This is a genomic window from Sneathiella aquimaris (assembly GCF_026409565.1).
GTDB lineage: Bacteria > Pseudomonadota > Alphaproteobacteria > Sneathiellales > Sneathiellaceae > Sneathiella > Sneathiella aquimaris.
In genome coordinates, this window is sequence record NZ_CP112881.1 from 807,779 (window position 1) to 820,000 (window position 12,222).

8 protein-coding genes and 1 rRNA gene (1 of these 9 running past the window's edge) are annotated in these 12,222 nt (G+C 49.4%); 8 read left to right on the forward strand and 1 reads right to left on the reverse strand.

The window, feature by feature from the left end:
• The first annotated feature begins 114 nt into the window (after window positions 1-114).
• The 7 genes from OIR97_RS03730 (at window position 115) to clpB (ending at window position 9,882) form a co-directional block, all read left to right on the forward strand.
• Entirely contained in the window at window positions 115-1,683 is a 1,569-nt protein-coding gene (locus tag OIR97_RS03730) for a helix-turn-helix domain-containing protein (RefSeq protein ID WP_169546334.1), read from the forward strand.
• Window positions 1,684-1,838: 155 nt separating this feature from the next.
• Window positions 1,839-2,948: a flavodoxin-dependent (E)-4-hydroxy-3-methylbut-2-enyl-diphosphate synthase gene (gene ispG / locus OIR97_RS03735; RefSeq protein ID WP_169546335.1), complete on the forward strand. Its 1,110-nt coding sequence runs from the start codon at window positions 1,839-1,841 to the stop codon at window positions 2,946-2,948.
• Between the two features lie 69 nt (window positions 2,949-3,017).
• Complete coding sequence (gene hisS, locus OIR97_RS03740) at window positions 3,018-4,262, forward strand: histidine--tRNA ligase (protein WP_169546337.1); 1,245 nt, start codon at window positions 3,018-3,020, stop codon at window positions 4,260-4,262.
• Between the two features lie 9 nt (window positions 4,263-4,271).
• The gene (gene prfA / locus OIR97_RS03745) at window positions 4,272-5,360 is read left to right on the forward strand and encodes a peptide chain release factor 1 (RefSeq protein ID WP_169546339.1); all 1,089 of its coding nucleotides are present in this window, start codon (window positions 4,272-4,274) and stop codon (window positions 5,358-5,360) included.
• Entirely contained in the window at window positions 5,361-6,212 is an 852-nt protein-coding gene (prmC, locus tag OIR97_RS03750) for a peptide chain release factor N(5)-glutamine methyltransferase (protein WP_169546340.1), read from the forward strand. It abuts the gene before it with no gap.
• Window positions 6,213-6,442: 230 nt separating this feature from the next.
• Window positions 6,443-7,111, forward strand: coding sequence for a DUF4167 domain-containing protein (locus tag OIR97_RS03755; protein WP_169546342.1), 669 nt, complete (start codon window positions 6,443-6,445; stop codon window positions 7,109-7,111).
• Window positions 7,112-7,293: 182 nt separating this feature from the next.
• Complete coding sequence (clpB, locus tag OIR97_RS03760) at window positions 7,294-9,882, forward strand: ATP-dependent chaperone ClpB (protein ID WP_169546344.1); 2,589 nt, start codon at window positions 7,294-7,296, stop codon at window positions 9,880-9,882.
• 53 nt (window positions 9,883-9,935) lie between these two features.
• Here the strand turns inward: clpB and OIR97_RS03765 are convergent, their stop codons facing one another.
• A complete protein-coding gene (locus OIR97_RS03765) occupies window positions 9,936-11,297 on the reverse strand; it encodes a M23 family metallopeptidase (protein WP_169546346.1) in 1,362 nt (453 codons plus the stop codon).
• Between the two features lie 764 nt (window positions 11,298-12,061).
• Here OIR97_RS03765 and OIR97_RS03770 point away from each other — a divergent pair.
• A 16S ribosomal RNA gene (locus OIR97_RS03770) occupies window positions 12,062-12,222 on the forward strand (it continues 1,335 nt past the right edge of the window).

Here is a 12,222-nt window from a genome sequence, read left to right on the forward strand (position 1 = left end):
TGAGCTTTAATCTTTTTTGCGGACAACACTCAAAAAATAAATTATCGTTCAAGTGCTTTTCCTGGGAAGCGGGAAAGGCAACTGAATTGAAATGTAATTTAACGGTACCCTGAAATGGCGAAACAAAAAGAATTGCCATTGGAGGATGAGGCGCAAAAACGTCTCAATCTGACAATTTCGGATGACGAAAAGTCTGACCCGGATAAGGGCGGCCAATCGGCTACTGAAACAGTGAAAGAGCAGGTTGTGGATTTTTCTTCTGATGACGCTTCTTATGACCATGAAGAAGATGTCTACATCCGCGTTGGCGACCGTCTGCGCCTGGCAAGGGAAGCCAAAGAACTTTCTTTGCATGACGTCGCTGAACAATTGCGGTTGCGTCCACGGCAGATACAGGCGATCGAAAATAGCGACTATGCGAGCTTGCCCGGCCAGGCTTTTGTCACTGGTTTTTTACGCTCCTATGCGAACGCGGTTGGCCTGGACGCTGTCGAGCTTGTTAAATTGTATCGGTTGGAGCATGACGGCAATCTTCACACGCCGGAGCTTACTTTTCCGGAACCTACCTCTGAAGGTAAAATGCCGCGGGGCAGTTTGCTGATCGGTACCTGTCTGGCTGCAGCCGTTGTGTTTGGCGGATGGTTTTATTATTTAGGTGGCGATAAAGCGGACATTGAATTGGTGCCGGATTTGCCTGATCGGCTTGCAAGCAAGCTGGAAACATTTTTGCAAACAGAAAATTTGGAAACTGAAAAAGGGACGGCCGCCAGTCCGGCGACAGATGGGGATGCAATCGGCCAAAATAACGGCAATGATTTGGCTGCCCTCTTTGACAAGACCTCCGAGCCAGAGAATGGAATAAGCCGTTCCCCAACTATGTTGGAGCCCACCCCTTCGGTTCCACTGGTCGAAAGCGCGCCCGTCGCGGCTGAAAGTCTCGCTGATCAGTCACCACCTGTTTCGGGCGCAGCCAATCAGGAAGTGCTTTCGACGGATTCGGAGACTGTGCAGGCTGAGGCAGAGGGTCTGCTTAAAACGACGGCACCACAGAAGACGGAAGTCTCTTCCACTGAAAAGACAGAACTCTCTTCTGCCGAACAGGATAATCAAATTGATCGTTCGGAAAAAGAAATGCCGAAAAGTGTGGACAGTGAAGCGACTGATGTTGTTGTCAGCGAGCCAGCCGTGACTGTTAGTCTCGAAGAAAAATCCGTACCGATTACAAAGAATAGTGAAAAGCTCGCGGACGCTGAGAATACTGAAACGGTGGTTGGTTCTGATGTGGCATCACTTCTGTCGGATCAGCAGGCGGAAGCCTCCTTTCCGCAAACGGTTCTGACCGTTAAAAATGATCCTTCCGCTGAAGAAACGTCAAGCCCTGCACCTGAAGCACTGGGTGTTGAAAATTCCGATGCGCGGATTGTTCTGCGGGCCCAGGAAGAAGCATGGGTTCAGGTTTTGGATAAAGACGCGACCGTGATCTTTGACGGTGTTATGGAAAACGGCGATTCCTATATGGTGCCGTTGAAACCCGGTTTGACATTGAGTGCCTCCAATGCCGCCGCAATTGAGATTCGTCTGGATGGTAGCGTTCTTGGTGTCCTTGGGCGATATGGTGACATCATTCGCAAATTGTCGCTGGAGCCTGCGGAAATTCAAAAGAAAATGAGCTCTTCCAACTGAAAACTACCGTCATCAATTCCAAAATTGAGCGCTGGTTTTGGCAGCATTGACTTTGGATTGAGCTAAAGCTTGATATTTGCCGCTGAAACAGCCATTTTATGCGAAATTTGTAGATGCGGATTGTCCGCTTTTTCTGAGAATGAAAATTCAGCCTCATGAGTGTTAGACCCTATCGCGATATTATTCGCCGTAAATCACGTCAGATCAATGTTGGTAATGTGCCTGTTGGCGGGGATGCCCCGATCAGTGTGCAGTCGATGACCAATACCTTGACGTCCGACCCAATTGCGACAATCGGCCAAATTCACGCTTTGGAAGAAGCCGGTGCCGATATGGTCCGTGTGTCCTGCCCGGATGTGGAAAGCACGCGGGCGCTGAAAGAGATTGTACGTGAAACGACAGTGCCAATCATCGCGGACATTCATTTCCATCATCAGCGTGGCATTGAAGCCGCTGAAGCAGGGGCCGCCTGCCTTCGGATTAATCCGGGAAATATCGGGTCAGCCGCGCGCGTGCGAGATGTGGTGAAAGCCGCTGTCGATAACAATTGTTCCATGCGCATTGGGGTTAATGCGGGAAGCCTTGAAAAAGAGCTTCTGGAGAAATACGGAGAACCTTGTCCGGAAGCGATGGTTGAGTCAGCTCTCAATCACGCCCGTATTCTCGAAGATAACGACTTCACAAACTTTAAAATCAGCGTGAAAGCGTCAGACGTGTTTTTGTCAGTTGCAGCGTATCAGGGTCTGGCGGATGCATGTGATTATCCGCTTCATCTTGGTATTACTGAAGCTGGCGGGCTTACATCGGGAACGGTTAAATCCTCTATTGGTTTGGGGATGCTGTTATGGTCCGGTATTGGCGATACGCTTCGGGTGTCTTTATCTGCCGATCCTGTTGAAGAGGTGAAGGTGGGGTATGAGATCCTGAAGAGCCTTGGATTGCGTCACCGGGGTGTCACAATCATTTCCTGTCCTTCCTGTGCGCGTCAGGCCTTTCCAGTCATTAAGACTGTTGAGAAACTGGAAGAAAGGTTGGAGCATATTTCAACCCCGTTGACCTTGTCGATTATCGGCTGTGTTGTAAACGGCCCTGGCGAGGCGCGTGAAACAGACATTGGGCTAACCGGTGGCGGTAAGGGAAACCATATGGTTTATCTCAGTGGAATGACAGACCATAAAATTGATACGGACGGAATGGTCGATCATATTGTGGAATTGGTCGAAGCCAAAGCAGAAGAAATTGAAGCTGCAAACGCGGCTGAATAATACGGTCAGCCCTTTTAACTTTAGTGATTTCTAGACGGGTCAATGCCCGGTAATAAAGCGGAGAAAAAAGTGTCACAACCTCAGCCAGTTCGCGGTACACATGATTTGTTACCAGAGGATTTCAGACGCCACGCCCACGTGCGAGATACAGCGCGAGACATAGCGGCCCGCTTTGGTTATTCCGAAATGGCGACACCCATTTTCGAGTTTACAGAAGTTTTTGCCCGTACAATGGGCGAAACCTCGGACGTCGTTTCCAAAGAAATGTATTCGTTTGAAAGCCGTAGCGGCGAAAGTATGACATTACGCCCTGAATATACGGCTGGAATTTGCCGGTCCTTTATCAGTAATGGCCTGCAACAGAATGTACCGTTCAAGGTTTTTGCCAATGGTCCTATGTTTCGTTATGAGCGGCCGCAAAAAGGGCGGCAGCGGCAATTCCACCAAATCGATCTGGAATGTGTTGGATCGGACGATCCGAAAGCCGATGTTGAGGTGATTGCCGTTGGTGCAGCCATTCTGCAGTCTTTGGGTGTTCTGGACCGGTGTCGTTTGCAGATTAATACGCTTGGTGACCGAGACAGCCGTCAGGCGTATCGGGATGCGCTAGTTGAGTATTTTAGCGCCTACAAGGACAAACTTTCGGCCGATAGCCTAACCCGCTTAACGAAGAACCCACTACGAATCCTGGATAGTAAAGATAAAGGGGATCAGGCCTTGGTTGAGGGAGCCCCCGAATTTGATGATTATCTCAATGATCATTCCAAGTCCTTTTTCGCATCCGTTCTTGAGGGACTGGATCAATTGGGTATTTCTTATGATTTGAACCGTCGTCTGGTGCGGGGGTTGGATTACTACACACATACCGCTTTTGAATTTGTCACCACGGATTTGGGCGCCCAAGGGGCCCTTATCGCGGGAGGCCGTTATGACGGCTTGATCGAGGCATTGGGCGGCAAGCCAACACCCGGTATCGGATGGGCCGGAGGGATGGAGCGTCTGGCCTTGATGCTGGAAGGTATGCCACAAGCCCCAAGACCTGTCGCCGTTGTCCCTGTTGGTGAGGTCGCAGAAAAAATGGCCCTTGCATTGGCGCATGATCTTCGTTTGGGCGGAGAAATGATCGAAATGTCGTTTAAGGGCAATGTGGGCAAACGGATGAAGCAGGCGAACAAAGCGAATGCCTGGGCCGCTATTCTTATCGGAGAAGATGAATTAGCGCGGAACGTTTGTACGTTCCGAAACCTTGATGAAGGCAGTCAGGAAGAAATTCCTCTCGATCAGATTACTGCAAAATTACAGCAATATAGATAGGATCACCGGATGTTACCTGAAGACACGCTGAAAATGATCCTTTCCCGTTTTGAGGAACTTGAAGCCGCGATGGCGGGCGAAATGGGCGATGTTGCTGGCGAAGATTTTGTAAAAATGAGCCGCGAATACGCTGAATTGAAGCCGGTTGTAGAAACTATTCAGACCTTTCAGAAATCCAGAAGCGAAGTTTCAGATCTGGAAGAAATGCTGGAAGGCGGGGATATGGACGCTGAAATGGCAGAGCTTGCACAAGAAGAGCTTCGCGAATTGAAAGAAGCATTGCCCGATCTTGAGCACGCGATCAAGCTTCAGCTGTTGCCTAAAGACGATGCCGACGAAAAGAACGCTATTTTGGAATTGCGTGCCGGGACTGGCGGCGATGAAGCCGCCCTTTTTGCCGGGGATCTGATGCGTATGTATCAACGATATTCTGAAACGATGGGATGGCGCTGTGAAACCATGTCTTTCTCTGAATCGGATATCGGAGGATGTAAAGAGGCCGTTATTAAAGTCACGGGCAGTAATGTTTTTGCGAAGTTAAAGTTTGAATCCGGTGTGCACCGTGTTCAGCGGGTTCCGGAAACGGAAACCGGAGGGCGTATTCACACGTCCGCAGCGACAGTGGCGGTTTTGCCCGAAGCCGAAGAAATTGACGTTCAGATCGATGAAAAAGATGTTCGGGTTGATATTTTCAGGGCATCCGGCCCGGGTGGGCAGTCCGTTAATACAACAGACTCAGCCGTTCGTCTTACGCATATCCCAACCGGTATCGTTGTTCAGCAGCAGGACGAAAAGTCCCAACACAAAAATAAAGCGAAGGCTATGTCGGTTTTGCGGTCCCGTATTTATGAGGCCGAACGGGCAGCCAAAGCAGAAGCTCGCTCGGCTGAACGAAAAGGACAGGTTGGCTCCGGCGACCGGTCAGAACGCATTCGCACCTATAATTTTCCACAAGGGCGTGTCACGGACCATCGGATAAATTTAACGCTTTATAAGTTGGACAAGGTAATTGCCGGCGAGGCGCTGGATGAAATTATTGATGCGTTGATTGCAGAAGATCAGGCGGAACGACTGGCCGAAGTCGAGGGTCAGGTCTAAATGTCCCTGTCCATTGCGGATGCTTTGCGACAGGCAACTATTCGCCTGAAAAAGGCGGGTATTGTTGGTGCGTCGCAGGATGCGCGTATATTACTGGCAGATATCTTCGCGGGAGACCGGGAAATACAGTTTAGAGAACCAGAGCGGCTTTTGACAAAAGACCAATCTGATGCTTTTGAGAATTCCATCCAAAGACGCGAGAGTCGGGAGCCTGTTTCGCATATACTTGGCCGCAGAGAATTCTGGAGCCGGAATTATTTTGTGACATCTGATGTTCTTGATCCAAGGCCGGATAGTGAAACCCTCATTGAGGCTGCCCTGTCGATCGCGGAAGAAACCGGTGTTTCAAGGGTTCTGGACCTTGGCACAGGGAGTGGATGCCTTATCCTGACATTGTTGGCGGAAATATCGCAGGCGCAAGGCCTTGCTGTTGACCAGAGTAGTGCAGCATTGAATATTGCTGCAAAGAATGCCGCTCATTTGGGGCTAAGTGATCGGATATCATTTAAACAAAGCAATTGGTTTTCATCGGTGACAGGCACATACGACCTGATTATCAGTAACCCTCCTTATATTGAAACGGAGGTTACGGAAATATTGGAGCCCGAAGTTTCGGTGTATGAACCACGCGCGGCCTTGGACGGTGGCGCCGATGGCCTAGTGTGTTATCGCGAAATCATTCAGGATATTGTCCAGTATTTGACGCCAGAGGGTGCGGTTGTTTTTGAGGTGGGAAAGGGGCAGGCATCTGATGTTGCTGCGTTGCTTGCCGATCAGAATTTTACGAATATTCGTATTCATAATGACCTCGCTTCTGTGGAACGCTGCGTTAGTGCCCGTTGTAAAAAGTAATTTTTTTAAAAAAACAGTTGGAAAATCTTAAAAGCAAGGGTAGGGTTCTTTTAGATCAAGCGTATGCGCTTGGGCCCAAAGTGGTCATCAATCTTAATACTTAACATAAAATCAGGTCGAACCCTTCAGATGCAGGACATCTGTTTTTCGTAGTGAGAATAAATCTCATGGCGCGGGTATTGGGACCATAAGAAGACTTTGAACTCTTTTTTGACGGATTCAATAGAATAATGCGAGTTAGCGGTAACAGACGCCCGCGCGGCGGTCGATCCGGCTCAGGAAATGGGCGCTCCGGTTCTTCCGGAGGACGTAGTGGGTCGAATAACAACAGACGGTCGAATAGCGGAAATCGTAGTTATGACAGTAATGGTCCTGACGGAAAAATCCGGGGATCTGCGTCTCAAGTATACGAAAAATACGTGACCTTGGCACGGGATACACAGACTGCTGGTGACCCGGTTGCGGCCGAAAATTACTTTCAGCATGCGGAACATTATTTCCGAATTATGCTGGCTAATAATTTGGTCAAACCGGAAAAGAATACGGATCAGGAGCAAGCGGAAGAGGGATCATCTGAAGAGAGTGGTGCAGAGGAAGCGTCAACGGTTCAGGGTTCTGATAAAAATGCTGATGGTACTGAGGACAGGAAGCAGACAGACGGTGTTGCCGCCGATGCTGACGAGAAGCCACTGGTTCTTGATTTGTCCGCGACCAATGAAGGTGAAGCCGATACGGTCTCGCCCGATGAGCCGGATCAGGTAGAGGATGACGCGTCAGAGGATGATGCGGAAAAGCCGAAAACAAAAAGACGCGTCAGCCGGACACGGGGATTGCGTCGCAGGGCAAACCGCCGGACGGATACACCGTCTGAAAGTGACGAGCCCCAGACAGCTGAATAATTGATAAAAGCGCCTTTATACAGGCGCTTTTTTTTGCCTCAAAGTTGGACATTTTTCTTGTAAAATTTTGAAATCACACCAAATCTAAGATAACGAACCGTCGGTGGACTTTGCCAATTGCCTCTTGTAGGGATTGACCATAGTTGCACAGAGAAACGGCGGGCTATGTGTCGAGGACGAGCATGGATTTTGAAAAATATACAGACAGGTCGCGTGGTTTTGTACAGGCGGCCCAATCTCTCGCGTTACGCGAAAACCATCAAATTTTAAAACCCGAACATCTTCTGAAGGTCCTGTTGGATGATCCTGAAGGTTTAGCAAGCGGCCTGATCAATAAATCCGGCGGCAGAGCCAAAGACGCTTTAATGAGTGTTGAGGTCTTGCTTGGGAAGATCCCACAGGTCACAGGAAGTGGCGCAGGGCAGCTGAATGTCAGCCCTGACCTTGCGCGGGTATTTTCCGGAGCAGAAAAACTTGCTGAAAAAGCGGGAGATAGCTTTGTTACTGCTGAGCGGTTGCTGCTTGCGCTGACGCTGGAAACCGGTTCCGATGCTGCTAAAGCGTTGAAAGATGCTGGCGTTTCAGCAAATAACCTGAACGAAGCGATTAACGATTTGCGGAAAGGGCGGACAGCTGATAGCGCGGCTGCCGAGGGCAGCTATGACGCATTAAAGAAATATGCGCGTGACCTGACAGAGGCTGCAAAAGAAGGAAAGCTTGATCCTGTCATCGGACGGGATGAAGAAATTCGCAGAACTATTCAGGTTCTGTCGCGCCGAACCAAGAATAACCCAGTGTTAATCGGTGAGCCCGGAGTGGGTAAGACAGCGATTATCGAAGGATTAGCCTTGAGGATCGTGAACGGAGATGTTCCCGAAAGCCTTAAAGACAAGAAATTGATGTCACTGGATTTGGGGCAACTGATTGCCGGCGCAAAATTCCGTGGTGAATTCGAAGAACGTTTGAAAGCAGTGCTTAGCGAGATCTCAGCCCTTGGCGGTGAAATTGTGCTGTTTATCGATGAATTGCATACATTGGTTGGGGCGGGTGCTGCTGAAGGGTCGATGGATGCATCCAACCTGCTGAAGCCTGCGTTGGCCCGCGGTGAACTCCACTGTGTCGGTGCAACGACGCTGGATGAATACCGGAAGTATATTGAAAAAGATGCGGCTCTTGCCCGTCGCTTCCAGTCAGTTTTCGTCTCAGAGCCAACGGTTGAAGACAGCATCTCCATTTTACGTGGATTGAAAGAGAAATATGAACTTCACCACGGTGTTCAGATTTCTGATAGTGCCTTGGTTGCAGCGGCGACATTGTCCAACCGCTATATTACAGACAGGTTTCTGCCCGATAAGGCCATCGATCTGATGGATGAAGCGGCGAGCCGGCGAAAAATGGAAATCGATAGCAAGCCTGAAGAAGTCGATGAACTTGACCGTAAAATCCTGCAGATGAAGATTGAGTGTTCTGCCCTGGAAAAAGAAAACGATAAAGCTTCGCAGGATCGGCTGGAGAAGCTTAAAAGCGAGCTTGTTGCATTGGAAGAGCGGTCCAACGAGCTTACCGAGATTTGGAAAAACGAAAAGGACAAGTTGAACTCCGCGCAGCAGGTTAAAGAGAAGCTGGAGCAAGCCCGCAATGATTTGGCGGCCTGTCAGCGCCAGGGTGATTTGCAGCGCGCCGGGGAATTAACATATGGTGTTATTCCAGACCTTGAAAAGCAACTTGCTGAATCAGAGAACACCGAAACCTCTTCCCTGGTGCGTGAAAGCGTAAAAGAGGAAGATATCGCTGGCGTCGTTTCTCGCTGGACCGGTATCCCTGTGGAGAAAATGCTGTCAGGTGAACGAGAGAAGCTTCTTGAAATGGAAAGCCGTCTTCGAGGGCGTGTTATCGGTCAGGAAGAAGCGCTTACTGCCGTTTCAAATGCAGTTCGGCGCGCCCGGGCAGGGTTGCAGGATCAGAACCGGCCAATTGGCTCCTTCCTGTTCCTGGGGCCAACCGGTGTCGGTAAAACTGAGCTAACAAAAGCATTGGCTGAGTTCTTGTTTGACGACGAGCATGCTTTACTTCGGGTAGATATGTCCGAATATATGGAGAAACACAGTGTGGCCCGTTTGATCGGTGCCCCTCCTGGATATGTGGGGTACGATCAGGGCGGGGTTGTGACCGAAGCGGTTCGCCGTCGGCCTTATCAGATCATCTTGTTTGATGAGGTTGAAAAAGCTCATCCGGATGTCTTTAATATATTGCTCCAGGTTCTGGATGATGGTCGCTTGACCGATGGACAGGGACGGACCGTTGATTTCAAGAATACGGTTATTATTCTGACGTCAAACCTTGGCAGTGAATTCCTGACAGGTGATTCAGATTCTGATGACCCGCTTGTACAGCATCGGGTGATGGAGGTCGTTCGTTCATCCTTCCGTCCAGAGTTTCTTAACCGGCTTGATGAGCAGATTATCTTTCACCGGCTTACCCGTGAAAATATGGATGAGATTGTTGATATTCAGCTTACTCATTTGCGGAGATTGCTGGAAGACAAGAATATCGGGCTTCAACTGGATGAAAAGGCGTCCACATGGCTGGCGGATAAAGGGTTTGACCCTGTTTATGGTGCACGGCCACTTAAGCGCGTTATTCAGCGGTACCTGCAGAACCCTCTGGCGAGTTTGCTTTTGCAGGGTGATATTGGCGAGGGGGATGATGTTGTTGTCAGTTCCAGCGACCAAGGGCTTCTGATCAACGGGGCGCTTCAAGAGGCAGCGTAAACTGAATAACAGAAAAAGGCGGCTTTAAAAGCCGCCTTTTTTATTGGTTTTCCTTAATCCAGACTTGCGACCTGTTTGTTAAGGGGGAGGGCGGCAATCGCCTTATCCATTTTTCCGGTGAAACGCTTGAAGTCAGCCATGATACCCCCTTTTAGTTTTCGACCAGCCGGTAGCTTGACCGAGAGTGGGTTTATCTGACGTCCGTTCTTATGCACTTCATAATGAAGGTGAGGGCCTGTAGAGCGTCCGGTTGTTCCAACATATCCGATGACTTGTCCCTGCTTTACACGCTTCCCTTTGCGGATGCCTTTTGCGAAGCCTTTCATATGGGCATAGGCTGTCTTGTATCCACTGTTATGTCGGATGCGAACATAATTTCCGAACGATCCATTGCGCTGAGCCATCTCAACGGTGCCATTACCGGCCGCCATGATGGGGGTGCCGCGACTGGCTCCAAAATCGACGCCGCGATGCATTTTGGTGTAGCCCAGGACCGGATGCCGCCGCTTGCCAAATCGAGAGGTCAAGCGGGCGCCGTCAATTGGTGTCCGCATCAGTGTTTTTCTGACGCTCTGTCCTTCTGAAGTATAGTAATCCGTAAAGCCATCGTCTTTAGTTGTATACCGGTACAGAGCGATTTCAGTTCCACTCAGGGTCATGGACGCCCATTGGATGCGACCCTCTTTGAGGGGTGTCCCGTTCTCGTCAACAAAGCGTTCGAAATAGACTTCAAATTGGTCCCCCGGCTGGATCTCGCGTTGAAAGTCAACGTCATAACTGAAGATTCGAATCATTTCGAGAATGACTTTTGTTGGTAGACCAGCCTGCGCCGCGGAGAGGAATAGTGAGTTTTGAATAACGCCACCGCTCCGGACCATTTTCTTTTCTAAAGAGATTACAGTTTCGCGGACCTGGAAATCATTGTTCGGCGTGCGGATTGCTGCAACCTGTTTATCAACATCCTGTTTCAGCGAAATACTGACCAGATTGATATCTGCATTGGCCGCTTCCGCTGCTTCTGCGCTCTGTTCGAAGTTCAGGGTGATGTCTTGACCCACTTTTAGTCTGCGGGGGTCGAAGACTTCGGACAGAGCCGTAATTGCTTTATGGCTTTCTCGCGGATCCGCGCCGGCGCGGGTTAAAACCTTCATTAAGGTGTCGCCCTTGCCAACCGACACTGTCTTCGTTGTGTCTTTCGGTAGCTGAGCGATCGCTGCCTGTTGTGAAGCGTCTGTGTTGGGCGTGCTTTGCCCATTACTCTCACCTTCGGATCGGGGTGTATCGGTGCGCAGTCCTGTATCCGTGTTCTTCTGATCGGATAGTGACGCCATTTCCAAAGACGAGAGGGAGGTAGAAGGGGCAAAGGCAAATGCGGCAACGCCGCCCATTAACCCGCCGAGAACAATGGCTAACATAGGTAGAGTAGCCCTTTTGGTTCTGATTTTTTTAAAAGATGTACCTTCACGTTTCATTCGCACTTATTACACCACCATACGACTTCGGCATCTGTCGGTTCGATTAACTATATATGGAAACGACCAAACAATGCTTACTGACTGTGTTTTTGTCAAGTTTTCCTCAATATTTCCTTAATGTCGAAGGATTGGCCCTGCAATATCGAATGATTGTGCTCAAATCATGTCGAGAGGGGCTTTTGTGGGGGGGTGAAATGATAAACGGCTGATACTCTATATAAGGCCATTTCAGTTTGATTCATTCTGACCCCATTTGTTTGCTCCCGAAAATTGGGGAATATGGCTTGAAGCAAATTGCCGTTGTCAATTAGATGTGGGTTATGAAGCGCGGAAAACGGCGATTTTTGTTTTCAAATATGGCTGATTTCATAAAAATTGAAAAAAGATGAAAAAAGGGTTTGACGGTTTGTGGGTATGGGCCTATAAACCGCTCCACGCCAACGGGGCGGGCTACTGAGAACCGGTTGAGAGACGGGGGATTTGAGGGTCGCACTGAAGGGAATTAGAGGTTGTTAGACGGCTTCGTTTTTTGATTTACATTGTTGATAGATGAGAAGGGATACGCGGACGGCGGCTTGTTGAATTGATGAGTATTTTGTCGTGACGTGTATTCTGGAAGTTATGTAAGTAATTTGCAGTTCAGCGCTTGATTATGGAAATAATTGAGCAGAACGTTGTGACGGGAAATTTGTCAATTTTAAATCAAACTTGAGAGTTTGATCCTGGCTCAGAACGAACGCTGGCGGCAGGCCTAACACATGCAAGTCGAACGAGAAGCTTCTTTCGGGAAGTGGAGAGTGGCGCACGGGTGAGTAACGCGTGGGGATTTGCCTTTCGGTACGGGATAACGTTTGGAAACGAACGC

Excerpts from the sequence above, each read along its gene's own strand:
- OIR97_RS03755 (WP_169546342.1), top strand. The coding sequence starts at position 6,443 with ATGCGAGTTAGCGGTAACAGACGCCCGCGCGGCGGTCGATCCGGCTCA.
- ispG (WP_169546335.1), top strand. The coding sequence starts at position 1,839 with ATGAGTGTTAGACCCTATCGCGATATTATTCGCCGTAAATCACGTCAG.
- OIR97_RS03765 (WP_169546346.1), bottom strand. The coding sequence starts at position 11,297 with ATGTTAGCCATTGTTCTCGGCGGGTTAATGGGCGGCGTTGCCGCATTT.
- prfA (WP_169546339.1), top strand. The coding sequence starts at position 4,272 with ATGTTACCTGAAGACACGCTGAAAATGATCCTTTCCCGTTTTGAGGAA.
- OIR97_RS03730 (WP_169546334.1), top strand. The coding sequence starts at position 115 with ATGGCGAAACAAAAAGAATTGCCATTGGAGGATGAGGCGCAAAAACGT.
- clpB (WP_169546344.1), top strand. The coding sequence starts at position 7,294 with ATGGATTTTGAAAAATATACAGACAGGTCGCGTGGTTTTGTACAGGCG.
- prmC (WP_169546340.1), top strand. The coding sequence starts at position 5,361 with ATGTCCCTGTCCATTGCGGATGCTTTGCGACAGGCAACTATTCGCCTG.